The sequence below is a fragment of the Flavobacterium foetidum genome, assembly GCF_004634245.1.
In the GTDB taxonomy this organism is placed as follows: Bacteria; Bacteroidota; Bacteroidia; order Flavobacteriales; family Flavobacteriaceae; genus Flavobacterium; species Flavobacterium foetidum.
This window is the reverse complement of the sequence record NZ_SJTF01000020.1, coordinates 26,285-52,762: the sequence shown is the minus strand read 5'-3', so window position 1 is coordinate 52,762 and position 26,478 is coordinate 26,285. Positions and strand designations below refer to the sequence as shown.

The 26,478-nt window shown below is 36.2% G+C and carries 19 protein-coding genes; 6 read left to right on the top strand and 13 right to left on the bottom strand.

Features of this window, described 5'->3' with window-relative positions; all coding sequences use genetic code 11:
• Positions 1 to 107: 107 nt before the first annotated feature.
• From E0W73_RS20160 to E0W73_RS20115, 10 genes are all read right to left on the bottom strand, one after another.
• Complete coding sequence (locus tag E0W73_RS20160) at positions 108 to 959, bottom strand: DUF4861 family protein (RefSeq protein ID WP_135223845.1); 852 nt, start codon at positions 957 to 959, stop codon at positions 108 to 110.
• A gap of 262 nt (positions 960 to 1,221) precedes the next feature.
• Entirely contained in the window at positions 1,222 to 1,785 is a 564-nt protein-coding gene (locus tag E0W73_RS20155) for a hypothetical protein (RefSeq protein ID WP_162847737.1), read from the bottom strand.
• 14 nt (positions 1,786 to 1,799) lie between these two features.
• Positions 1,800 to 4,103, bottom strand: coding sequence for a GH92 family glycosyl hydrolase (locus tag E0W73_RS20150; RefSeq protein ID WP_244248528.1), 2,304 nt, complete (start codon positions 4,101 to 4,103; stop codon positions 1,800 to 1,802).
• Positions 4,104 to 4,395: 292 nt separating this feature from the next.
• Positions 4,396 to 6,708, bottom strand: a complete 2,313-nt coding sequence (locus E0W73_RS20145) for a GH92 family glycosyl hydrolase (protein WP_135223843.1) — start codon at positions 6,706 to 6,708, stop codon at positions 4,396 to 4,398.
• A 262-nt stretch (positions 6,709 to 6,970) separates the two neighbouring features.
• Positions 6,971 to 8,584: a RagB/SusD family nutrient uptake outer membrane protein gene (locus E0W73_RS20140; protein ID WP_135223842.1), complete on the bottom strand. Its 1,614-nt coding sequence runs from the start codon at positions 8,582 to 8,584 to the stop codon at positions 6,971 to 6,973.
• A 19-nt stretch (positions 8,585 to 8,603) separates the two neighbouring features.
• Complete coding sequence (locus tag E0W73_RS20135) at positions 8,604 to 11,615, bottom strand: SusC/RagA family TonB-linked outer membrane protein (RefSeq protein ID WP_135223841.1); 3,012 nt, start codon at positions 11,613 to 11,615, stop codon at positions 8,604 to 8,606.
• Positions 11,616 to 11,892: 277 nt separating this feature from the next.
• On the bottom strand, positions 11,893 to 14,058 hold the full coding sequence (locus E0W73_RS20130) for an alpha-N-acetylglucosaminidase (RefSeq protein ID WP_135223840.1): 2,166 nt from the start codon (positions 14,056 to 14,058) through the stop codon (positions 11,893 to 11,895).
• Positions 14,059 to 14,492: 434 nt separating this feature from the next.
• Positions 14,493 to 15,515: an LLM class flavin-dependent oxidoreductase gene (locus E0W73_RS20125; RefSeq protein ID WP_135223839.1), complete on the bottom strand. Its 1,023-nt coding sequence runs from the start codon at positions 15,513 to 15,515 to the stop codon at positions 14,493 to 14,495.
• 163 nt (positions 15,516 to 15,678) lie between these two features.
• Positions 15,679 to 16,131, bottom strand: coding sequence for a hypothetical protein (locus E0W73_RS20120; RefSeq protein ID WP_135223838.1), 453 nt, complete (start codon positions 16,129 to 16,131; stop codon positions 15,679 to 15,681).
• A gap of 200 nt (positions 16,132 to 16,331) precedes the next feature.
• Positions 16,332 to 16,964: a hypothetical protein gene (locus tag E0W73_RS20115; protein WP_135223837.1), complete on the bottom strand. Its 633-nt coding sequence runs from the start codon at positions 16,962 to 16,964 to the stop codon at positions 16,332 to 16,334.
• Positions 16,965 to 17,228: 264 nt separating this feature from the next.
• Here E0W73_RS20115 and E0W73_RS20110 point away from each other — a divergent pair, with 264 nt between their 5' ends.
• Positions 17,229 to 17,477: a hypothetical protein gene (locus tag E0W73_RS20110; protein WP_135223836.1), complete on the top strand. Its 249-nt coding sequence runs from the start codon at positions 17,229 to 17,231 to the stop codon at positions 17,475 to 17,477.
• A 106-nt stretch (positions 17,478 to 17,583) separates the two neighbouring features.
• Here the strand turns inward: E0W73_RS20110 and E0W73_RS20105 are convergent, their stop codons facing one another.
• The 3 genes from E0W73_RS20105 to egtD are packed head-to-tail and all read right to left on the bottom strand — an operon-like array spanning position 17,584 to position 20,939.
• Positions 17,584 to 18,747, bottom strand: coding sequence for a MalY/PatB family protein (locus tag E0W73_RS20105; RefSeq protein ID WP_135223835.1), 1,164 nt, complete (start codon positions 18,745 to 18,747; stop codon positions 17,584 to 17,586).
• Between the two features lie 18 nt (positions 18,748 to 18,765).
• On the bottom strand, positions 18,766 to 19,944 hold the full coding sequence (egtB, locus tag E0W73_RS20100; protein ID WP_135223834.1) for an ergothioneine biosynthesis protein EgtB: 1,179 nt from the start codon (positions 19,942 to 19,944) through the stop codon (positions 18,766 to 18,768).
• An 11-nt stretch (positions 19,945 to 19,955) separates the two neighbouring features.
• Positions 19,956 to 20,939, bottom strand: a complete 984-nt coding sequence (egtD, locus tag E0W73_RS20095; protein WP_135223833.1) for an L-histidine N(alpha)-methyltransferase — start codon at positions 20,937 to 20,939, stop codon at positions 19,956 to 19,958.
• Between the two features lie 461 nt (positions 20,940 to 21,400).
• Between egtD and E0W73_RS20090 the strand changes: the two genes are divergently transcribed.
• The 5 genes from E0W73_RS20090 (at position 21,401) to E0W73_RS20070 (ending at position 26,168) form a co-directional block, all read left to right on the top strand.
• Positions 21,401 to 21,595, top strand: coding sequence for a hypothetical protein (locus tag E0W73_RS20090; RefSeq protein WP_135223832.1), 195 nt, complete (start codon positions 21,401 to 21,403; stop codon positions 21,593 to 21,595).
• 208 nt (positions 21,596 to 21,803) lie between these two features.
• Positions 21,804 to 23,948 carry a catalase gene (locus tag E0W73_RS20085; protein ID WP_135223831.1) on the top strand — a complete coding sequence of 715 codons (2,145 nt, stop codon included), beginning with the start codon at positions 21,804 to 21,806 and terminating at the stop codon, positions 23,946 to 23,948.
• Positions 23,949 to 23,963: 15 nt separating this feature from the next.
• Complete coding sequence (locus tag E0W73_RS20080) at positions 23,964 to 24,548, top strand: YciE/YciF ferroxidase family protein (RefSeq protein WP_135223830.1); 585 nt, start codon at positions 23,964 to 23,966, stop codon at positions 24,546 to 24,548.
• Between the two features lie 98 nt (positions 24,549 to 24,646).
• Positions 24,647 to 25,393 carry a DUF72 domain-containing protein gene (locus E0W73_RS20075; protein ID WP_135223829.1) on the top strand — a complete coding sequence of 249 codons (747 nt, stop codon included), beginning with the start codon at positions 24,647 to 24,649 and terminating at the stop codon, positions 25,391 to 25,393.
• A 103-nt stretch (positions 25,394 to 25,496) separates the two neighbouring features.
• Complete coding sequence (locus E0W73_RS20070; RefSeq protein ID WP_135223828.1) at positions 25,497 to 26,168, top strand: SRPBCC family protein; 672 nt, start codon at positions 25,497 to 25,499, stop codon at positions 26,166 to 26,168.
• Positions 26,169 to 26,478 lie beyond the last annotated feature (310 nt).

Below are 26,478 nucleotides of genomic sequence, written 5' to 3'. Positions count from 1 at the left end.
ATAAAAACGGATTTTTTTATTAAACTTTTCAATAAATTATCCGTTTTATCCGCGTCTTTACGAAGTAAATCCGTTCAATCCGCGTCCTTGCTTAAAGGATAATTCAATTATTTTTTAATGTATGCTTCCAATTTATCTAACGTGTTTAGTTCTGTTTCTCTTGCACATGAAGATAAAATGGTAGTCTCTAAATTTTTTGCTGGTTTTGAAATCAATAAATACTGTGTTCCATCGTCTGTAGTCTTCTCAAAATCTTTTGGATTGTACTTAATTGCACCTCCAACTTCAACAATTTCTGCCGCAACATCTTCCGGATGTTTTCCCCAAACCGCGATGTAATTTGCTCCTTTTTTGGTGGCAGTATCTTTAAAGTAATTTACTCCTGTTGCAAACTGAACTTTCTCTCCAGTTAAAGAAACCGCTTCCACTTTTGCTTCTCTCTTACCAGAAAATACCGTTACGCGAACTAAAATATCAACTTTTTTTCCTTTGTAAGGCACACCTCTTGAAATCATTTCCATCCAAGAAGTCGTATCTGTTTTTCCAACTCTTGCCAAACGATTGGTCACTGGATTTAAAGGCACTAATTTCTCTCCATCCCAAAGTTTTACGCCTCCTAAACCAACAGTCGAAGCCACTTTATAATAATCGGCTCCCCAGCCTTGTTTTTGCTGTTCAGGCGTTGGGTACCAATTGGCTTTTCTTAATTCTAAGCCTGGTTTTGCTTTAGAATAAACGTCGATTGCTACTTTATCGCTGAAATAAATTCGCAATGCCATCCATTCGTTTTCAACCGCCGGGCCGTGATGTCCGATTGTTTTATATAAATCCCCTGAATCTGAGCCGATATCTGATAAATAAGTTATTTTGTCCGACTTCATATACAAACTGTTGTCTGTATTATTTTGTCCAAAACAAACGCAGCAAAAAAGCAAAGAGGTTACAATAGATAGTTTCATAATTTAAAATATTATAGTTTAAGTGTAATTCTGTAAATTTAAAAACAACTTTCTATAATCTACTAAGAATTCTATTTATTGTTTGGAAATTATCAATTTATATCAAAAATGTGAAAAATCTTAAAACTTTGATTTTTTTTTTTACCACAGATTAAAAGGATTAATCCAGATTAAAAGTTTATTTAAAATCCTTCTAATCTTTTTAATTTGTGGCTAAAAACCAATTTAATAAGTTAATAAACAGCTCTATATTCTATATTCTTTAATCCACAACTCTTACTAAGGTCGGATTAATTCCTAGCGGGTTTTTAATGATTTTACATATTAGAGGAAACTCCGGATTTTTTACAATCCACATTTCGGTTTCGTCTATCTGTGCGACTACATGGAATGCATCCACGATTTTGCCGTCAACTGAGATTCCGTTTTTATCTTCACTTTTATCCAGAACATAAGTCGTGTTGTTGTAAACAAAAGAATTGTTTTTCACTAAATCCTGATATGCTGACTGTGAAATCATAAAAAAAGTTTCGGTTGGTTTTAGGTTCAGAACCGGTGCATATTCTCCCTGATTGAAACTTAATTCAGTCCCGTTTTTTACAGCTTCGGGAAGCATTACTATTTTACTTTTTACGCCTCTGGTTTCCAGTTTAAAAGCCAATGTATTGTTGTAAGTTTCAGCCGTAAGCTGTAAAGTCCTCGTTTGTCCGTGCAGTTTGCAGACATAATGCAATTGGGTATTATTTTTTAATGTCGGAATGTAATTCTGTGCTATTGTGGTTTGATAAAGGGCGCAGAAAAGAATAACTAAAAATATATTTTTCATCTTACTCATCATTTTTATTTTGCTGGTGGTAAAATTGTTGTTCCCCAAGCTGAAGGTTTCGAATCCATTTCTAAAATCAGTTCTCCTCCGTTATTAATATCTTCGTGTAAAATCCATGCTTTGTTGTATGGTTTTCCGTTCAACAAAGTGGTTTTAATGTATTTGTTTTTATCACTCATCTTTTTGGTAGTGATTTTAAAACTTTTACCATTTTCTAATTTCATAACCGTTTCTTTTATCAAAGGCGTATTAATCAAATAATAAGGCTGTCCTGCATTTGGATACAATCCCATCATGTGGAAAGCCAGCCACGAAGACATTGCACCTGAATCGTCGTTACCCGGAAGTCCTTCTCTTGATGTATTGAAATTATTCTTGATAATCGTTCTGATTCTGTCACTGCTTAAATACGGTTTTCCAATCCAATGATACAAACAAGGTGTAAGAAATGAAGGTTCGTTGGCAACATTAAATAAATCATTGTTGAAGAAGATATCCAATCGATTTTCGAATGCTTTTTCTCCACCTGATTTTTTTACCAGTTCCGGAATATCGTGCGGTAAACTAAATGAATATTCCCAGGAAGTTCCTTCGTAGAAAAACACACACCAGTGGCAGACATACCAAGGTGATTCGATAATAACCGGCGTGTATTTAAAAGTCGGTTTCTGAATTTTAGATTCTCCAAAAACAACATCATCCAGCCAGTTTCCGTCTTTGTCTTTTGGCATAATGAAACCTTTTGCACCGTTATTTTCATAGTCAGCACGCCATAAATTCTGCCAGTTCTCAGCCTGTTTCATGTATTGATTGTACAATTCTGTTTTGCCCAAACCTTTGCCTACTGTAGCAATGTTATAATCGTTGTATGAATAATCGATTGTTCTATTTCCAGCGCGGTCTGTGCCGTATGGAACATATCCTAATTTCAGATAATCTAAAAGTCCGCCTCTTCCTTCTCTTTCTTCATTTCCTCCCGGAGGCACTGTAGCGTCTTTAATCATGGCTTGTAAAGCCAGTTCATAATCGATTCCTTTTAAGTTTTTTACAAAAGCATCGGCAATTACCACCTCAGCGTTAGAGCCTCCCTGCGTTCTTCCGTTATCGTTTCCGCTTCTGCCTTCAGGCATATATCCTTCACGTTTGTAGATATTCAGCATTGCATTGATGATATCTACTTTTCGTTTGCTGTCAATCAATGTAATTAACGGACTTGACGTTCTAAAGGTGTCCCAAATCGTATAAAAATCATCATAATACGGTTCGTCATTTGTCCATAACGGATTTTCTCCTGTTCTGTCAACCGGCATAATCATCGTGTGGTACAAACCAGTGTAGAACATTTTTCTGTATTCTACCGAAGTATCATCCGATAATTTGATTCGGCTTAATAAATCTTCCCATTTATTTTCTAAAGTGGCCAAAACGGTATTGAAATTCCAATGCGGGATTTCGACTTCTATATTGTTTTTCGCTTTTAATTCACTTAAAAATGAAATTCCGATTTTGACATTCAATTCTTCTTTTCCTGAATTTCCGAAAGAAAGCAACGCTCCAGTCTTCTTTCCAGAATCAAATTGTGCTTTTTGATTGTTGTAAAATTTACCGTCTTTAAAAGTGACATATTTAGCAATTGGCTGATCGAAAATGGCCCAGAAATAAACCGTATAAGCTCTTCCGTTATTCCATCCTCCTCTGATTCGACTATACCCTCTTACTTCAGTATCTGAAACAATTTCGATCTGAGAACCTACAAACTGCTGGGCTTCTCTGGCATCAGGAATTTTTTCTTCTCCAAGGAAAAATCCCGGGTCTATTTTTAACTCTTTTGATTTATTTTTTGGATAAGTAATTCTGTAAAATGAAACTTTCTCTCCTGTCGTGATTTCGGTTTTAATGTTGTTTTCTTTGAAAACCGTTTCATAATAGCCCAATTTTACGTTTTCTTCTGTTCTGAAAGAAGTCTGATCCATTTTGTCTAAAGCTCCAGAAAAAGGCATAATGGAGATGTTTCCATATTTTGGTCCTCCGCCGGTTCCGCTCACATGGACTTGACTGAATCCTGTTACTTCTTTAGGTATTGGAAGCCAGCCGCTGTTTGGACTTACGGTACAATCGGGACTTGGTTTTACCATTCCGTAAGGGCATGATGGCCCGATGAAAACCCTCCCAACTCCTTCTGAACCGATCATTGGGTCAACATATTGATGCACTTTTTGCTGCGCGATACTTGTAATCGAAAGAAATGAAATTCCTAAATAAAAGATAAACTTGGATACTCTTTTCATTGTGGTTACTTCTTTGTTTTTTGTTGGCATTTATAATTATTATTTAATAACTCGTTGGGTGAAATTATTTTCAACACATAGAAACATAGTTTAACTAAACTAAAAAAAGGCGTTTCACTAGTTTAAATGCACATAGTTTAGCTATGTGTGGAAACTTGTTTCTTCCATTTTCTTTTTTCGGCACAAAAAACTATACTTCTATGTGTTAAAATGCTTTTATTTTTTAATTACACCCAACGGGTTATTTAATATTTCTCAAATAACTATAATCATTTATTCTTTTACGTTAATAGGGCGTTAACCCAACGTTATATTACTATTTTCAAGGTTTTGGCTGATCAGACATTTGCAAAATCAATTCACCTCCATTGGTAATGTCCTGATGCGAAAGTGTAAAATCTTTCACCGCTTTAGCATTGTATTTGATGTCTTTGATGTACATGTTTTCAGGATTGTTGTTCTGCGCATTAATCACAAATGTTTTCCCTGAATAATATTTCGGATTTAAAGTTATCGTGATTTTATTGAATATCGGACTTCCAATTTCGTAAACGGCATCCTTGTCTGTTCCTCCATTCATTTGAAATAAACCTAATTTCAATAAAACATTCAAGCTTCCCATCAATCCTTGGTCTTCGTCTCCGTTATAACCTGTTGCAGGCGATAATCCGCTGAAGGTTGCTTTTACAACGTTTCTTGTCCAGTACTGCGTTAAGTCGGGTCTTCCTAAAACGGTAAAAATATTAGAAGTCTGCATAGAAGGCTGATTTCCAAAATTGACCGGAATTCGGCTAAACTCCGGGTGCAATTCTGCATCGTGAGATGTACCCGAAGTATAATTTTGTTTTTTAGCGGTTTCAAATTGCGCATTTAATTTTTCTACTGCTTTTTGTTTTCCTCCCATTAAATTGGCTAAACCTAAAATATCATGTGGTACGAACCAGGTAGATTGTGCACCGTTGGATTCTATAAATCCGTTTTCGTATTGATACGGATCGTAATTTTCGCGCCATTTTCCCTCAACATTTTTCGGACGCATCCAGCCTATTTTAGCATCAAAAACATTTTTATAGTTTTCGGATCTTTTCATGAAATACTTGTAATCTTCTTCATGATTCAGTTTTTTAGCCAGTTGCGCCAAAGTCCAGTCCTGATAAGCATATTCCAGAGTCTGACTCGCACCATCTTCGTGGCTTCCGAAATTCCCATCAGGAAGCGGATACGGCACATATCCTTTTTCTAAATAATATTTTAAACCTCCGCCAATATTGGTTTTGTGCTCATATCCGGCTTTTTCCATAATGCCACCTGGCATATGATTTTTTTTGAGTGCAATGTAAATTTCTTCTAAGTCTTCTTTTACAATTCCTTTTTGAATGGCGCTGACAATAAATGGCGTTGTTGAAGCTCCGGTCATGACATAGGTATCATTTCCGCCCGAAGGTCCACGCGGAATTATTCCGCCGTCTTTGTAATATTGCATCAACGAATAGACAAACTCTTCCATAATCTCCGGATATACCAATCCCCAAAGGTTATTAATCGTCCATTGCGCGCCCCAAAAAGCATCTGAATTGTAGTGGTTGAATTTGGGTTTTCCATCAACATTTAATGGCAAATGTCCCACCCTGAATTTCTCCCCAGAATTATCAGGGTAAGCTCCATTTGCATCGCTGATCATTTTTCTCCCTTGCAGAGCATGCCATAGATCAGTATAAAACCTTCTTTGCTCGGTTTCGGTACCGCCTTCTATTTTTATTCTTCCTAACAAATCGCTCCATACTTTTCTAGAATCTTCAACTGTTTTATTAAAATTCCAGTGTGGTAATTCGGTTTCGATATTGTTGTTGGCATTTTCAATCGAAGTATAAGAAATGCCGACTTTCATCAATACTTGTTCTTTTGTTTTACCAAAATGAATTAAATAATTTCCTGTTGCATTATCTCTTTCAACAGCAGAAATCGGCTCATTGGTTTTCACTTTAAAAGACACAGTCAATGGTTTTGGACGTCTGAAATTGGTACTTAAAACCAAAGAGCCTGAAAGTTCAAAATCATTGTTTTTTTCTAATGTTCCGTTGGTATTATCGCAAGGTCCTAAAACAGTATTCAAATTAAAAAGAACTGCTTTTTGTGTCTTTGTCGGAAATGTATATTGATGAAAGCCAACTCTTGGTGTGCTGGTCAATTCTGTTTTTATTTGATATCGATCTAATTTTAGCGAATGATATCCAGGCGTAATAATTTCAGTTTTATGGCTGAATTTAGAATAAAAATCTTTGAAAATCGTTTTTTTATTTTCTTCTGAAATGGTCACGGGCATCACCGACACGCCAGACATCTGCCATTCGTGAACATGGCTGAAACCTTTTACAGTATCTGTAGTATACTTGTAACCACCTCCCCAATCTCCTTTAATCTCTGTATCAGGATTTAGATTAACCATACCAAACGGACGACTTGCTGACGAAAAGAAAAACCATCTTGAATTTTCGGTGTCCAACAACGGATAAACCCTGTCTGATAACTGTTTTTTCTTTAAAGAAACTGTTTTCTGAGCGTTGCACGACACTAAAAAAATAAGGGTTAAACTTATTGCGATACGTCCTATTTTATTGATTTGATTTAGTTCCATTTATTCTGTTTATTGATGAGGCAATTTGGGTTTGGAGGATTCTTTGGTATTGAAGCAAAAAAATGTTTACAAAGCTTAATCTTTCTTATGGTCTCAGGAATTACATTCGACTAAGCTTTGTATTCATTCAAAAAAATGAAAATGAAACTGAACTGGTTATCATGAGCAACTAATCAACCAGTTTTCTTTTTAGTAAAAAGGAGAAGAGTTTTGGTCTCCTCTCCTTTTCAAAATTAAAATGTGTACTTAACTAAATTCTTGTTTAATATCCGTCATTTTGTGTTAATGCTGGATTTAAAACCATTGCATTTGTTGGAATTGGGAATACACGACGATAGGTGTCTGTATTGGTTTTATAACCCCAAGACCCTTCATATTTCCCAAAACGGATCATATCGTTTCTATGCCAAGCTTCCCAAGCAAATTCACGGCTTCTTTCTCTATAAAGATCTTCTAAAGAAACACCGCTTAATGCTGCAGAAGTAGTACGGTTAGAACGAACCATATTTACTAATGCATCAGCTGTCTGCCCTAAAGTAACACCGCCGCCGCGAAGGATTGACTCTGCTTTCATTAAAAGCACATCTGAATAACGCAAGAAAGGAACATCGTTCTTTTGGTTACGATTTGTAGAAGTTGCGTCTGGATAAAATTTGATATTTCTATATCCCATATTCCAAGCAATTTCATCATTCCCAAGATCAAATAAAGGCACGCTCTGACGAGGAACAATATTTGGTGTCAAGTTTACTTGATAAGTATAAGCGGCACCTCCATCAGAACCTGTGTAAAACTGATCGTATCCTTTTTTAGTAGTCGTAACCATTACTGGCGTTACACCATCATTCATATACTGAAGTCCTGTCAACCATTGTCTGTTACGGATATCATTTGCATCATTGAAATAGGCATAAAATTCTGGAAGGGTACTTCTAGGTGCACTTGGCGTGAAAGAAAGACCAAACTTAGCTCTTTCAGAACGAGGAACATCGTAACGTGCGTGGTACATTTGCCCGTTGTAACCTACTGTCACCGCTGCTGGATCGTAAGGAACGGCAAAAATAAATTCTTTCATAGCTGGTCCGTTAGTCGGATAAAACATTTGAAGATAAGTTGCTCTTGGTTCTACAGCATACAAGCCGGAATTAATTACCTCATCGCAAGCTGCAATACATTCTGTGTATCGTGAAGTTCCTGTATAAATGTTTGCATTCAAATACAACTTCGCCAACATTGCATTAGCAGTTTGTTTGTTTGGTCTTCCATAAGTAGCAACTCCAGACGCAGGATTTAAATTTGGAACAGCGCTTTTTAGTTCTTTTTCAATAAAATTGAATACTTCTGCTCTAGGTGTTTTAGCATGAGAAGTAAAATCACCGTATAAAGTATCCAACGGTACATCTCCATAACTGTCCATTAACATGAAGTAAGAAATCGCACGCATGGTTTTTAACTCCGAAATCAAAGTTTTTTTCTCTGCGCCTTCTGGCATTGTCTGTCTTAAGATAGAAATAGCTTGGTTGCTTGTTCCGATCACTTTAGACGACCAGTCCCAAAGACTTCCTATGATACCGTTATCTGCGTTCCAGTCATGAAAATGCATGGCGATGTAGTTTCGGTTGTCAAACCAGTTTCCTCCTCTTGCAGGCAGAATCGCTTCATCTGTCGTTAAAGACTGCGACCACCACCAGGCGAATGAAAATTCACCACGGAAAGCTGCATAAACTGGACCTGTAGTCTGAATGTATTGTGTAGAATTTTGAGGAAATACTTCTGGAGTAAGTTGTGTTGAAATAGGCACATCAAGATCATCGCATGACCATACTAAACCAGCCATCAAAACTGGAAGCCCTAAATATTTTAATATCTTTTTCATAATTTTTAGCATTTAGTTTTTAGAACATCACATTTAAACCGAACATATAGGTTCTAGTTTTTGGATAGAAGTTATTTGAATCTACACCCGGAGCGGTTCCTCCTTGTTCTACCTCTGGATCAATTCCTGTGTACTTAGTAATTACAAATACATTGTTTATGGTTTGATAAATACGGACATTGCTGATATATCTTCCCACTTTACCAAAATTATATCCTAAAGTCATGTTGTCTAATCTTATATAGCTGCCATCTTCTATAAAGCGATCCGAATATCTGTATGCGTTCAAATCGTTTGGAGATTCGTTTCCAGCATCCACCAAAATATTATTGGTCATGGCAGTACTTGGTCTGAATAAATCGGCACGAGTAGCGTTAAAAATTTTATTACCAAATACACCTCTAAAGAAAATACTTAAATCAAATTTTTTGTATTGAAAATTGTTTGCCCATCCTACTAATAATTTTGGCTGCGCGCTTCCTGCATAATGATAATCTACTCCAATTTGAGGTGTTGTGGTTAAATCACCATTTTTGTCATAATACTGAGAAACTCCATTTGCATCTTTTCCAGCATATTTAAGCGTAAAGAATTGCCCTAGAGGTTTTCCTTCTTTAAAAATCTGTAATGTGCTTCCTGTTTGTCCGCCTCCATCAGGTTGTACACGTCGAATAGAATCTCCACCAACAAAAAACGGACTCGTTAGTTTTACAATCTCATTCTTATTGTGCGCCAAGTTCAAGTTAGTCGTCCAATTGAAATCTGCTGTTTTAATCGGAGTAGTGCTTAAGCTTACCTCGATACCTTTGTTAGACATTGTTCCTCCGTTTGCTACAATTGTTCCCACTGGCACTAAAACCGGATTTACATTGTAGTTAAAAATCATGTCTGTTGTTTTCTTGTCGTACACATCAACAGAACCTGTTACTTTTCCGTTAAGGATTGAGAAATCAAGACCAATATTTGATGTGGCTGTTTTTTCCCATTTCAAATCTGGATTTGCGGCCTGATTTGGCCCGTAAGCTCCAATCTGTTGTCCGTTGTAATAGAAAGTACCTAAACTTCCTGAAATAAATTGCGCTGTGTACGCATTAAATCCAGAAGAGTTACCTGTTACCCCCCAGCTTCCGCGAAGTTTCAAATCTGTAAAAAAGCTTTGATTCTTCATGAAGTTCTCTTTGTCTAATCTCCAAGCACCCCCTACAGAAGGGAAATATCCCCAACGATTGTTTTCTCCAAACATAGAACCACCGTCTCTTCTAAGCGATCCTTGTAATAGATATTTGTCTTTATAGTTGTAGTTTAAACGTCCGAAGTAAGAAATCAGGCGTGTTTGCTGATAGGCTTTACTATCCCCAAAATTTACCACATAACCATTTACCGAAGTATAATTACTTAAAGCTAAGTTATTATAACCAACATTATCTACTGGAAAGTTTGTTGTTGTAGCCTGAAAACCATCTCCTAAGGTGTTTTCTTGCCATGAATAACCAACAACAGCTTTGATTTTATGAGAGCCAAAAGTTCTGTCCCAAGTAAAGAAGCTTTCGATAATATTGTTTCTTGTTTCGTAAGAATTTCTCAATGCAGAACCATTTACACCAAAATTCACTAACGATTTTGTCAAAGGCGGATCTGGATTGTTGTAGAAGTTCGCACTATTGTATTGTGAATAATAGCTATCGTAGAATTCGCCATGAGATGCCGTTAATCTTTGATGCGCTAAATTAAGATTATAAGTAATTCCGAATGGAAGTTTTACTTCTGCAGTAAGGTTACCTATAAGATTTTCTGTTTTGGTTTCGTCCGTGCCATGTTCAATTAAAGCTACTGGATTAAAATAGCCAGGACTAACAAAATTTTCGAACAAACTTCCGTCGGGATTTCTTACTGGAGAAACAGGCAGATAGCTCGCTGCTTGCAAAAGCACCGTATTACGTTGTGGCACGTTTTGATATTTTGTGCTAGAGTTTGTTACATTTAAACCGAATTTAACCTTGTCGTCAAAAGCATATTGCTCAACAGATAAACGAGCAATGATACGAGAAAAGTCACTTTTCTGCATTACCCCTTCTTTATTGAATGAAGTAATACTTGCCGTATAATTTCCGTGATCGCCGCCACCGCTCATAGACAAGTTATGGCTGCTTGATGCTGCGCGTCCTGGTCTTAAGATTTCTTTTTGCCAGTTAGTATTTGCACCTTTATCATTTTCCGGCGTAAAATTCAGATTGTTTTTTGTTGTAAATGCTCTTAACTGCTCAGCATTCATCATGTCTAGATTATTAGAAACTTCTTCCCATCCAACATACCCATTATATGCAATCTGCGTTTTTCCCTTACTTCCTTTTTTAGTTGTTACCATGATAACACCATTTGCGGCACGGTTACCGTAGATTGCTGTAGCGGCAGCATCTTTTAAAACATCAATTGTAGCAATGTCGTCTGGAGCTATTACAGAGATATCTACTCCCGGAATACCATCAATTACATAAAATGGCCCTTGAGAACTATTTAAGGTAGATGCTCCACGTAATACTACAGAGGCTGTTTTGGTAGGGTCACCGCTTGATGAAATGTTCAAACCAGAAACTTTACCTTGCAAAAGCTGACCCACATCGCTGATGGCACCTCTGTTTAGCTCTTCAGCCTTTACCGAAGTTACAGAAGTTGTCAAGTTTTTACGAGATCCTTTTCCGTAACCTACTACCACTACCTGCTCTAAGTTGGTTGTAGTCGATTGTAATCGGATTGAGTAGTTTGTTTTTGTCCCATCTAATTTTAATGGTTGATCTTCAAATCCAATAAAAGAAAATATAAGTGTGGCGTTTTTGTTTGAAGCCGAAATTTTAAATTTCCCATCAAAATCTGTAGTTACTGAATTCGTTGTACCTTTTTCTAGTACATTGGCAGCTGGCAGTGGAATGCCTTTGTCATCTAAAACTACACCAGACACTTCTGTTTTTTGTGCCCATGTATTCATTGAGAAGCCAAAGCAAAAGGCTAATAATAAAAGTTTAAGTTTTTCCATCGTGTAATTGGTTAATTGGTTAAATAGTACTGACGAAATTAGTGCTAATGAAATGTTAACAAATGGACAAGTTATTCATAAACATGGATAATTTCTATAATGTCAGTGTTATCAAGGGTTGGCAAAGTTATTTTTATAATTTTCTATAATTAAAAACTTACTAATAAAACGATTTCGGTAATTTTCATTTCATAATTTTTAGTGTTATTTGAGTTTAGGTTAAAAGAATAGGTTAATTTTTAGTCTATATACGAATTAATCGCAATTAAGTATTGCATTATTTTTCTTCTGTCCATTTAATTTCCCAATTTTTAATTAATTCTCTTTCTTTGTTTTCGTCAAAAGAAGCGTTATTTGCAGCTGCATTCTTCAAGGCTTCTAAAAACATTTTCCATCTTGGCCAATAAAATCCTTTGTACATTCCGTGCCACGATCTTGAAGCATAATCATTCAAATGTCCTTCTCCTCCCCAAAGCGTAATTAAGGTTTTGGCATTCTTGGCATATAATTTAGAAACAGCCGGACTATCTGCATAATCAGAAGCCGATTTTACCCATTGATCCAAACTGTTTAATGGCTGGCCCGACATTACTTTATCTATATCTAAAGCTTGTTTTTCTATCTTTCTGAAAAGCTGATCTCCTTTCGAAACATCTTTCTGCTGATAAGCTTTTACACACTCAATCAGATCTTCGTCAATAGAAAGCGAATAATAATGTCTTGTCACATCGATTAAATCGTACTGAATAAGATTCTTTTTATCGTATTTTTTGGCTTCCTTGCTTAAAATATCCAAAGCATCTTTCAATTTCTTCTTGTCTCCAGGATTTCCTTTAAATGTTGTAATGGTTGCAGTTGGGCGTTTAAAGAACAAATAAGCCCCCGCCCAGTCATTCCACCAACGAGTTTCCCAGTATTTTACATTATAAACAGATTCCAATAATAATTCCCAAGCCTGAAAAACAGGTTTTGAAGCGGCTTGTCCGTATCTTGCATATAGGTATTTGGTCAACCAATCGTTTACAGGCTGCTCTCCTTTAGTCCACGGAAGATCATAAATGTATTCGTATACAACAGAATTATTATTCAACCCTTCAGGCATTGCTCCGTAACCTACCACATTTCCTCTATTTGGATTTTTCAATAAGCTAGTCAATTCATCTTTATAAAAATTCAAGTCTCCATAAACTGGATTAGATCCTCCATAATTATGTACATAACCGTATGTCCATTGTTTGCCATAAAAAGCTTCCTGATTTTCCCATACCTTATATCTATCGTTGGCATAATCCTGAACCATCACTTTCTCATTTGGCACTTTGCTTAAAAAAGCGCTTGTAGCTTCTTTGGTCCAGAATTCTTTATTGTCACCAAAAAGCCATCCCTGCATAACCCAAGTTGAACCAGGAGCCGCTTCATTTATAGTTTCATAAACAGCGCTTCCGTAATTAGAAAGTTCTTCATATTTATTATGTTCTGTAACAGGAGGTTCAATTTCGTTAAAAGAATCGGCTAAATAGAAATTAGATTTACCGTACATTTTTGTATAAATCTCAATAAAACGTTTTCCAATTTTTTTGAATAGAGGATCTTTAGAATCTAACAGAAAAGTACTTGCAAAACCGCCACCTGACCAAGATTTCAATTCGGTTATTTTAGCTTCTGGATGTTTTTCGGCGAAAGCCTTTGGCACATAACCACTAAAAGCCGGAACGACTGGATGCATATCTAAATCACGCATTCTTTCTAAGATTTTCTTTTGAAGTGCTTCTTTTTTGACGAACCATTCTTGTGGCAACGGACCTTCCAGACTATTGATGTTTCCCATTCGCTGCCAAGGCAGATAAGCCGGACCTGCAAAATGAGAGTCTAATTGTGCAGTTGATAATCCATATTCTTTCCACAATTCCTGCCATACCGCTTCCTGACCTTCCATAGCCGTCGGGAGATTGATTCCGTGCAATGCCATCCAGTCAATTTCTTGTTGCCAGCGCTTCCAGTCCCACCACGGCGTTGTGTAGCCAAAAGTACAAGCGTTTAAATATTCTCTATATTCAAATGGGGTATCCCCTTTTTTTGAATATTTGGGCCAGGTTTTAGGCAGATTAACTCTGTTTCCTTCCCAGCTAACCAAAACAGCACCAATGTCTCTCAGAAAATTGTACGCAGCATAACAAAGCGTAGTATTATTTGGAGCTTTTATTTTGACATGGTTATTCGCGGTCTCTACTTCAAACCAATCGGCATTTCTTTTGTCTTCAACGATGCTTAATTCAAACTCATTGACGCGATTACCAATTAATCTTTCAATTACTGCTGCCGCGTTTTTTGTTTTTTCATTGTTTTTATCCTGTGCTTTTACAGAATAAAAAAGCAGCAATGCAGACAACAAGAAAAGATTTTTTAAGGTACTGCCATCCTTAATAAGAGTTGTTTTTTTCATATCCTAAAAATTAAATAATTATCACATTATACATTAAAAACAAGAAGGGAGATTAAACATTTAATTAACCTCCCTCTTTAATAAAAACAAACAAAAATCTCTAACTAACTAATCTTTTTAAATTTATTTTCTGTCTCACTTTCGACAAACTTTACTAATTCTTATCTATTTATAAGATTTCTTTTTACCAAAACAATCTAAAGTTTTTATCGAAAGAAAAATTGAGTTTTTAATCGAAAATAAAAGTATAATAAACCTCAATCCAATGTATGGACGTATTGATCAAAAGAATAGACAAATTATCCATTTTTAGGCGTATTCTTTCCAGAGTATGGTAGTTTGATTATTTCTTCAAATAAAAAACAATATTAAGTACTTCCTAGAAAAACAAAAGCCCTCGGACATGAGGGCTTTTAATTGGTGCTTTATGAAACTTATCGCCAACCTAATGCTGGAGCAATATGTTCAAGAATTGAAGATAAAATATGTACATTATAATCAACTCCTAAAGTATTAGGAATCGTAAGCAGCAAGGTATCTGCTTCTTTTATGGCTTCGTCTTCTTGCAGTTCTTTGATTAATTGATCAGGTTCGGCTGCATAGCTTTTCCCGAAGACCGCTCTTTTATCGCGTTCGATATAACCAAAACTATCGCTTCCTTTTCCTTGCGCTCCAAAGTAATACTTGTCCTGATCATTCATTAGTGCAAAAATCGAACGGCTTACAGAAACTCTTGCTTCACGCTGGTGTCCTGCTTTTTTCCAAGCTTCCTTATAAATCCTGATTTGCTCGGCTTGCTGTACATGGAAAGGCTTTCCGTTTTCGTCATACTTCAGAGTAGAACTTTGCAGATGCATTCCGTTTTCGGCGGCCCATACGGCAGTCGCATTAGAGGCGGCTCCCCACCAAATTCGTTCTCTTAGTCCTTCAGAATGCGGCTCGATTCGAAGCAATCCTGGCGGATTTGGAAACATTGGGTACGGATTCGGTTCTGCAAATCCCTCACCCTTGAGTCCCTCTAAAAATTGCAATGCTTTCTGACGTCCCATATCAGCATCAGTTTCATCTTTTTCGGGTTCGTAACCAAAATAGCGCCAGCCGTCTATAACCTGTTCTGGCGATCCTCTACTTATTCCCAGCTGTAAGCGTCCTTCCGAAATCAAATCAGCTGCACCGGCATCTTCCAGCATGTACAATGGGTTTTCGTACCTCATATCAATGACACCGGTTCCTATTTCGATTTTGCTAGTTTTCGCGCCAACTGCAGAAAGCAGCGGAAAGGGCGATGCAAGCTGCTGCGCAAAATGATGTACACGAAAATAAGCGCCGTCTAAGCCTATCTCTTCTGCCGCTACAGCTAAATCGATGGATTGGAGCAGTGTATCTGCTGCCGTACGAGCTTGGTACGAAGGATGATTCGACCAATGCCCAAATGATAAAAATCCTATCTTTTTCATAAATGGCTTATTTTTTTCTATTTCAAAGATACGCATCAAAACTGAGTAATTTGTTATATCCATTTTCATAAAAGGCAAGAAACATCTGCAATTGCTCGGTACCTTTAATAAAAAAACCTCCAAAATGAATCACTTTGGAGGTTTTTGAATATTTTTATAAGTATTACATTTCGTTCAATTCGTTGAACTCGTGTAAAGATTTTAAAGTGTTTTCGTAAAATAAGATTGCTGCAATAAGGTTTCCTTTATCAGAATATGGCATCATCTTTCTTTGAAACTCGACTGTGGTATCAAGGAATGTCGAAGTTCCTGTAGCCTGCAAATCTAATACTTTTTTGTGCTCACTATCGTCTGGAATACCTAAGTCTGCCATAGTAACACCTGGCTTTGTAACCAAAGCGATGTACGGAAGAGTTTTAACCAAAACTTTAATACGTTCGATGTACAATTCTAAAAGTTCTCCTTTTTGCATTCCACTCAATTCTTTTTGATCGTGGTATTTGCGGATTAGGGCTGTTGTACTGATTATACTTCTTGGTGCATTTTTAGCTTGCGCTGAAACAGCACCGCTTGCCAAGATAAAAAGGAAACTAAATAAAATAATTTTGCTCTTCATTTTTTATGTAATTGGGTTGATAGAAACAAAAATATGTAAATAATGTTAAAACACAACTTTATTGATTTCTTTTTTGCCGTAAAAATAGCTTTTGTTTTATATAGTTTATTTTTATAAGTAAAATAACACAATTTCTACTTTTAAAGAATGATAAATACTATACAGAAAAGACATTTTTTAACTTTAGTAAAATGTTCTTTTTACGATTTAATTATTCTAAAACGGCCCGGATACTTAATCCAAAGGCTTTTTTTGTTGCCGTAATAATCCATGAAGTCTTCGCATACAAAAACGGCATGAGCTGTGGACCATGCAACAACACCGCAATATTCGCTTCCTGATTGTCGTTTCAGTTTCTGTATTTGTTTGCCCAACTGAAATCCTAAGTATTTGTAGATTGTAGGAGTATAAACCTCACCGCTTTCTAAATCATCGAGCGCTTTATCAAAAGTTTCTTCCTTATCGATAATCTGTTTGTATTTTGCCATAACTGCATAAGTCAGAACAGCATACTCGATAATTTTTTCGCTTTCGCAATTGTCCTTAATAAATACAAAACCTGCGGATATTCTTGCTCTTTGAAGTTCATTATTATTAAGAGTAAACGATGCGTTGTTTTTTAATGTTATTTTAAATGTATCGTCGGCTTGTTTTTCTGTCACAAACAGATTATCCAATCCGTATATATTTAAAGCTGCCTTGATAAAGGCAATAGAGGAACAATTTGTGCGTTCTCCTTGTTTAAAGCTTTCGAATATTTTATCTGAACTCAGCTGCGAATATGAATTTGTAAACAGCATTAAAAATAAAAATATTGAAGTAACAGATTTCATTGTCTTTTGATTTTATAATTTTCCCCAAGCTAATTTGGGCAGTGCATAGATTTTACAAATCTATAAAAATCAATTCATAGTTTTTTTCAGTTCTCAATTTTTATAGAAAATAACGTTAACAATTTCATTTAACAACATAACGAACTGAAAATTAAATAACTATTCATGAAAATTATGTAAAATTTTGGTGATTACTCGATATAAATTTGCTTCATACAATCAATCAGATACTTCAGAAAAAATATAACTTAAAAAGACATCACCATGAGAACAGCAAATTACCAAGATTTTAAGCAACAGGTACACATTTCAGAAGATTCTCCAATGTATATGGAAAATTATGAGCGTAAACACGTTGAACGTTTTTACCAATCGACGAAAGAACAGCTTTTGTGCTGGGGTGAAGAATCTACCTATATTGACAGTGAGTTCTCTACTTCTTTGGAAACTCAAGCTAGCAGTACAGAGTACTTTGAAGACAACAGCATTCCAAAAGATCTTGGTGTGATTTAATCTTTCCTCATAAAGTAATTCAATTCATAAAGAATAGTAAAAAAAACAGCTTGACCGCAAAGAACCACCAGCTAAATCTACTGGCGTTCTCTGCGGTCAATTTTGTTTATTCTTGCAAAAGTTCCTTTTTTATCCTTTGCAATCCATCCTGCAGTATTTTTTTCGGACAAGCGATATTGATTCGTAAAAAGCCTTCTCCTGCCTTTCCATACATAGTTCCAGAATTCACCCAAAGCTTTTGATTGTCTAAAAGTCTTTTGGCGATTTGATCAGACGACAATTTAAAAGAACGAATGTCTAGCCAAACTAAATAGGTGGCTTGCAGCTGCATTACTTTTACCTGAGGAAGTTCTTCTTCGATATATTGTTTCAAAAAAAGAAAATTTTCGTAAACGTAGGATTTTAGCTTCTCTAGCCACTGTTCTCCTTTTTCATAAGCTGCAATAAGTGCCGTCGTGGCAAACGGACTTAAAAGTTCCATCTCCTGCATTACCAACACAGATTTTACACTGCTGTACAATTCTTCATTTGTTGTAAACACATACCCTACATGTAGCCCGGCGAGATTAAAAGTTTTGCTTATCGAACTAAAAGTAATCGAATTTGACACAAGCGAATGATCAAGCGACGCAAAGGGAATATGTTTTTCTCCGTTTAATACTATATCAGAATGGATTTCGTCAGAGAATACAACTACCCCATACTTTTTACAAATCTCAGCTATTCGATTTAGCTCTTGCCTTGTCCAAACCCTACCAACGGGATTATGCGGATTACATACTATTGCTATTTTCGCCTTAGAATCGGAGGCTTTTTTTTCTAAATCATCAAAATCAATCGTATAAAAACCATCTTTATAAATCAGATTATTTTCTACAATTTCTCTTCCTGAATTTTCTATAGTGCTGTAAAAATGATTGTAGACAGGAGGCTGAATGATTATTTTATCTCCTTTTTCTGTAATAGCACGTATCGCCGCCGACATTGCAGGAATTACTCCAACTACAGGCAATATCCATTCTTTTTGAAGCAAAAAACCGTGTCGTTTTTTCCACCACATTATGACAGCATCAAAAAATGCCGCTGATGTTACGCTATAGCCAAATACACCATGCGAAATTCTATTTTCAAGTGCTTGAATGATTTCGGGAGCCGTTTTAAAATCCATGTCGGCAACCCACATCGGCAATATATCGGGAGAATCGGTTTCGTCCCACTTAACAGAATTTGTGTTTCTTCTATTAATAACTTCATCAAAATTGTAGTCCATTCAATCTAAAAATTACTATTATTTAACTAAGCGAATTCCTGTAAATTGCCATCTCAGCCTTGGATGAAAGAAATTGCGATACGTCTTACGGCTGTGGTTTTTAGGAGTTGCAACAGATGCTCCTCTTAAAACCATTTGATTGATCATAAACTTGCCATTGTACTCACCGATTGCCCCGGCTTCTTTTTTATAACCAGGATACGGGAGATAAGCGCTTCCTGTCCATTCCCAACGCTCGCCCCAATCAAAAAAATCCGAAGCTGCCTCCCACTCTGCTTCTGTCGGCAGACGCATTCCCTTCCAAGAGGCATAAGCAGATGCTTCATAAAAACTGATGTGGCATACGGGTTCAGAAAGGTCAATTTCTTTTAATCCGTTTAGCGTGTAATACATCCATTTATCGTCTATAAAATGCCAATATAACGGTGAATTTGCATTTTGCTCCTTTACCCATTCCCAGCCCTCTGAATGCCAATGTCTGAAATCTGAGTAAGCTCCAGATTCTATAAAATCAAGATATTCTGCATTGGTTACCAGCGTATTGGAAATTTCATAATCTTCAAGATACATTTTATGCCTTTGAGATTCATTGTCAAAGCTAAAACCTTTTCCGTTAAAGCCAATTTCATAAATTCCCTCACGCATCATAGTAAACCCCTCATTGGGAGATCTCAGCTCCTGAAAAAAAGGTTTTTCGCTATAAGCCGGAAAAAGCGGATTATGGCCTAAGATATATTTGATGTCAGAAAGCAACAATTCCTGATGCTGTTGTTCGTGACTTAGACCAAGCTCTAATAAGGAAATAATTTCGTCGCTTAAATTTTCGTTTATCAAATATTTCTGCATCTGATCATCGACATAAGTACGATAACGGTACACATCTGCAACAGACGGACGACTTAGATTTCCTCGATCTGTACGGACCACTCGCGCTCCGACAGTTTCGTAATAACTATTGAAAACAAAATTGTATTCGCTATTGAATACCTTGTAATCAGCCCAATTTGGAACCAAGATAAAGGTCTCAAAAAACCAAGTGGTATGGCCCAAATGCCACTTTGGCGGACTAACATCTACAATAGGTTGCACAACATAATCTTCTATTTCTAGTGGGCGACAGATTTCTTCAGAATGCAAACGTACTGTTTTGTACTGCTCTAGAATTTCTGTATGGCTATAAGTTTCTATTTCTTTCATAATGTAATTGTTTAAACAGCGGTCCAGAAAGCATCTGCAAACCATTTTTTACTGTCCATAATTGTTTTGTTGAGTTTAAATCCGTTAGAATCGGATAAATCCTGAATGTCTTCTATGGAAAATTTCTGAGAGACTTCCATATAGACCACTTCATCCTTTTTAAAATCAATCGAATGGATTCCGATATTGACATTTTGATTTTCCAGACTTACCAGATAACTTCTGCAAGCACCACTCAAGGGATCATAATTTTGGTAATGTTCAAACTTTCTCAGATCAAAACTTCCGTCAAGCTCTCTGTTAATACGCTCCAGCAGATTGAGATTAAAGGAAGCCGTAACTCCTTTAGGGTCATTGTATGCATTTAAAATGGTATGCGGATCTTTTTTTAAATCGAAACCAATCAAAACAATATCCTTTTGATTAAGATTTTTTCGTAATTCGAAGCAAAAATCTGAAGCTTCTGAAAGCTCCATGTTTCCAATATTGCTGCCTAAGAAAAGTACCGCTTTTCTACGGGAGGATACGTTGGAGGCTTTCTGCAACATCTCAAAATAATCGCCCTCAAGCAACAGAATATCCAAATCTGGAATGTGAGTCTTTAACTTTTGGTCCAAAATTTCCAATATATTTCCAGAAATATCAATTGGCATATAAGTAAACTCAGCTCCTGTATGCTGCAGATATTTTAAGAGATGTAGCGATTTTGAGGCATCTCCCGCACCAAGCTCAATCAGGTCGAACGGACTGCCATCTGCGAGAATTTCTGTCGCAAGATTTTTGGTTTTATTCTGAAAAATATCCATCTCGCATCTCGTAACGTAATATTCTGGCATTGCCATTATCTCCTGAAAAAGAGCATCTCCTTTTTTATCATAGAAATATTTAGACTGCAGCTGTTTTGGATTCTGGGTAAGTCCGTCGATAACGTCTTGCAGAAAGTGGTCGTTGACGCTTTCTTTGTTTTTATATAGTGTCTCTAATTGTAGTTTCATTTTAAATATTTTTTAAAAATAAAGCCGATTTCTAGTTGGCAAAATGGCGCTACCGGCTTCTTCTTTCTTAAAGGTACGCTTTTATTGCGGTAGATATTAACTCATTTAATTTTTTTAAAGACTCGATTCTCATTTTTTTATTTTGCCAGTGAGTGCTAAAACGCTGTAATCGTAGCATTTTATAAAATTGAGCTGTGATTTTATAAGTTCTGACTAATGATATTAGACTAATTTTAACCCGTTGGGTGTAATTAAAAAAATAAAAGCATTTTAACACATAGAAGCATAGTTTTTTGTGCCGAAAAAAGAAAATGGAAGAAACAGTTTCCACACATAGCTAAACTATGTGCATTTAGACTAGTGAAAAGCCTTTTTTAAGTTTAGTTAAGCTATGTTTCTATGTGTTGAAAATAATTTCACCCAACGAGTTAATTTTATTTAAAACTTAAAACGATGATATTATGAAAACTAATAATCAAAATCCGGACAACAGTAAAAGAGGCGGTTCTGACCATCGAACCGATACTAGAAAACATCAATACAAGGATCATGATGAAGTATTGACTAATGATAAAAATTACGATCCCGATACGCAAAAATTTAAAGGTGAAGAACCAGAATGGGATGACAAATTGAATAATGAAGATAAAAAATAAAAAATGCCGGTGTATCAAGCCGGCATTTTTTGGCTTAAAACTTATTGTGGTAATTCTACAATTATTAAGTTTTATTTTATAAAAACAAGCCAAAACCAAAAATTAAATTTGGATAACATAAATCAATAACAATCTTTAAAAAGCTGTAAATCTGCTGCTAAGGATTGTATTTTTTATCCTTAAATGTATTTAACAAACAAGAAACAACATGAAAAACTTTCAAGATGAAAAACAACGGGATTTATCAGTAAATAAATCAGACGGCACTAATAAATTCCTAACTACAGATCAAGGCGTACGCATAAACGATGATAACAATTCGTTGAAGGCTGGCGAAAGAGGTCCATCGTTATTAGAAGATTTTATTCTAAGAGAAAAAATCACCCATTTTGACCACGAAAGAATTCCTGAAAGAGTGGTTCACGCCCGCGGATCTGGTGCACATGGCTTTTTTGAAGTAACCAATCCGATACCAGAATTGACCAAAGCTGGATTTTTGCAGGAAGTGGGACTAAAAACTCCTGTCTTCGCTCGATTTTCAACAGTTGCGGGCTCGCGAGGCTCGACAGATCTTGCTCGCGATGTGAGAGGTTTTGCTGTAAAATTCTACACTCAAGAAGGCGTTTTTGATTTGGTGGGGAATAATATCCCGGTTTTCTTTATTCAGGACGCTTCAAAGTTTCCTGATTTAGTTCACGCCGTAAAACCTGAGCCTCACAATGAGATGCCGCAGGCCGCTTCTGCACACGACACTTTTTGGGATTTTATTTCGCTAATGCCAGAATCTACGCATATGATAATGTGGCTGATGTCTGATCGCGCAATTCCGAGAAGTTATAGAATGATGGAAGGTTTTGGAGTTCATACCTTTAGATTAGTCAATGCTGCGGAAGAGTCGGTATTTGTGAAATTTCATTGGAAACCAAAATTAGGAACTCATGCTGTTGTGTGGGATGAAGCGCAAAAAATATCTGGTAAAAACCCAGACTTTCATCGTCAGGATTTGTGGGAAGCCATTGAAATGGGGAATTTCCCTGAATGGGAATTAGGAGTGCAGATCATTCCGGCAGAAGACGAACATAATTATGATTTTGACTTGCTTGACCCCACTAAAATTGTTCCCGAAGAGTTAGTTCCCGTTACCGTTGTAGGTCGTTTGGTGCTCAATAAAAACCCTGACAATTTCTTTTCAGAAACCGAGCAGATTGCTTTTCACCCAGGCCACGTGGTTCCTGGAATCGATTTCACAAACGACCCACTTCTTCAAGGACGACTATTTTCATACACCGATACACAGCTTACAAGACTGGGCGGACCGAATTTCCACGAAATTCCAATCAACAGAAGTGTTGCTCCAGTGCATAACAATCAGCGTGACGGATTTATGCGTCAGGAAATTAATAAAGGCCGTGTAAGTTATCATCCAAACTCACTTGGAGGTGGCTGTCCTTATCAAGCAAAAATCAGCGAAGGAGGCTTTTCTAGTTTTAACGAACGAATTGAGGCTCATAAAGTAAGAGAAAGAAGCGAAAGTTTTACAGACCATTTCAGTCAAGCACGATTATTTTTTAACAGTCAGACGCCAGAAGAAAAAAGCCATATCGTAAAAGCCTTCCGATTTGAACTCGGAAAAGTAGAAACTACTGCCATTAGAGTAAGAATGCTTGGATTATTGTCTCAAGTTGATGCTGAACTTGCCGAAAAAGTGGCAATTGGACTTGGTGCTACAGTGCCACCAGCACCAGAAACACCTATGAACAAAGGCGTTTCGCCTGAAACTGAAGAAGAAGGAACACAGGAGCCAAAAGATGGCCAGCAATCTATTCCCCTTTCAGAAGCCTTAAGCATGATTAAGAACCCAACGAATTCTCCAACAATAGAATCACGAAAAGTAGCTATTCTTTGTACTGATGGAGTTTCTGAGAGTTCTGTAATGAATATGAAAGATGCTCTTAAAAAACAAGGTGCCAAAGGTTGTGTGATAGCGCCTCATTTAGGATCAGTTCTTACCGATAACGATACTGCAATTGCAGCCGAATTCAGTTTCCTTACCGCATCATCTGTTCTTTTCGATGCAGTGTATGTTCCACACGGATTAGGATTAAATGCACTAATGGCAAATGAAGATGCTATTGAATATCTTACCGATGCCTATAAACACTGTAAAGTTATAGGGGCAGACGGAGAAGCTGCTGAAATAATCAGCGGAGCTCCTTTTTCACAAAAAATAAGTAATGCTGATGCGGGCATTATAGTGACTAGCGAAATCGCATCGCAATCATTCGCTCAAGAATTTATTGCTGCCATGACCATGCACCGTTTTTGGCAACGAGAACCAAATCTTTATAATTAATAAAAAAATATAAAAATGAAAAACTCAGAGAAACCAAATCAAACAAATGCGGCTCAGGCAAAGCCTGCAAAAAACAATATTAAAAATAATTTTGTAGAGCCCTCAGCAGATGCGGCTTCAGAATTAAAAGACTTGTTTATTGATAGTCTTAAAGACATTTACTGGGCAGAAAATGCATTGGTAAGCGCATTGCCTAAAATGGTGGCTAATGCTTCGTCTGCGGGACTAAAAGGTACTATATCAGAACATATCGCCATAACAGAAAATCAAGTGGCAAGGCTAGACGAAATTTTTGAACTTTTGGGAGAAAAGCCAGAAGGCAAAAAATGCGAAGCAATGGCCGGATTACTTAAGGAAGGAGATACAATTCTTACCGAAACAACACCAGGTCCTGTTAGAGATGCTGGAATTATTGCAGCATCACAAAAAATTGAACATTACGAAATAGCCACTTACGGAACATTGGTTGCTTTTGCCAAGACATTAGGAGAAAATGACGCCGCTAAACTACTGACACAAACTCTCGCGGAAGAAAAAGAAGCAGATTGCCTTTTGAATGACGTAGCGCTAAATTTGGTGAACGTAGCGGCAATCGAATAATAAAGCATTATTTCTTGTTACTTTTTTTCATTTACTGGAAACATCTGCATTTGCGTGCAGATGTTTTTTTTATCAATGATTTAATCAATTTGAAAACAATGAAAAATCACAGCTTACATATCGGCACTTCGGGTTGGTCTTATAAACACTGGCGAAATACGTTTTATCCTGAAAAACTGAAAGTAAAAGACCAGTTTTCTTATTATGTTTCGAAGTTTAATACGGTCGAAATCAATAACACCTTTTACGGACTCCCATCTGATGAAACTTTTTTGAAATGGAAAAATTCAGTTCCAGAAGACTTTGTTTACGCAATAAAGGCCAATCGTTTCATTACACACATAAAAAAGCTTCATGATCCTCGAGAAAGCCTAGAATTATTTTTAGAAAAACTCGCAATTTTAGACCAAAAATTGGGTGTTATATTAGTGCAGCTACCACCAACACTTCACATCAATATAGATCTGTTAGAAGATTTCCTGCAGGCACTTCCTCAAAATCAACGTTTTGTATTCGAATTTAGACATGCAAGCTGGTACTCAGATCCGATTTATGTACTTTTAAAGAACTACAATGCAGCCTTTTGCATTTACGAATTGGCGGGGCATACTTCTCCCATTAAAATTACGGCAGATTTTATTTATCTGAGACTGCATGGCCCCAGTTCGTCAAAATATCAAGGAAGCTACTCTGACCAAATATTGACTGATTGGGCAGAACAATGTATCGAATGGCTCAAGACAAAAGATGTATTCGTTTATTTTGATAATGATGAAAAAGCATATGCCGCATTTAATGCTTTAAGGCTCGAAGAATTTATCAATAAAATAAAAATGAATAAATAGCCACATATAATTGTGTAATCATCTTGTAAAAAAGTATAAAAAATCTATACTTAAACCATTTAATTTTAAAGGATTAGAAATTATAATTCAAAAAAACATAGTCATGAATACAGCAGCACTCACAACACAGAAATTAAAATCACTAAAAACAAATGTTTCAACCGCAGAAAGGTTATTAATGATTGCAGGTGGCGCCTACCTACTCTATAATGCATTGTCTGCAAAAGAAAAAAGCGTAACAAAAACAGGAACTGCCAGCGCCATGCTTTTGAGAGGAATTTCAGGTTACTGTCCGGTCTATGATGCAGCAGACCATTTGATAAATGACAAGGCATCTAATGTAAATATCAGAATCAATAGTGTTATTAACAAGCCAATTGGAGAGGTTTATTCTTTTTGGAGAAATCTGGAAAACTTGCCAAAATTTATGAATCACCTTGAGTCTGTAAAGACAATTACATCAAATACCTCTGAGTGGACAGCAAAAGGGCCGGCTGGTATCGGCAAAATAACTTGGAGAGCGGAAATAATCAAAGACGAAAAGGAAAAACTCCTCAGTTGGAATTCCATAGAAAACTCGGCAATTAAAAATGCGGGCAAAGTAGTTTTTAAACCAAAAGGCAAAGCGACAGAATTAGATATTACCATATCCTATCATGCTCCGCTTGGAATCGTGGGAGAAAAAGCGGCAAAACTGCTGAATCCATACTTCGAAAAAGTGGTAAAAGATGATATCTCAAATTTAAAGTTTTATTTAGAAGCTAATCATTCTTAAATAAAATTCAGCAGTTTATAGCAATAAAACGTCTCAGCATTGAGGCGTTTTTTTGTTTAAAAGCTTTCTTACACTATAAAAAGAGGATTAAATAGTGTTAATTTTTTCTTAAAAAACAAAGAATATATTTTTGTGAAAATATTATTAAAAAACTGATATACAATTACTTAATAAATAAAATCAATCGAATTTAACCCCTGTTAAACAATACAATATTCAAATCTGTAAAAAAAATACTATTACTATATTATTAATTATTATTTTTACCAAGTCTAAATAAGAATAGTTTTAATTGTTCTCTAAAAATAGA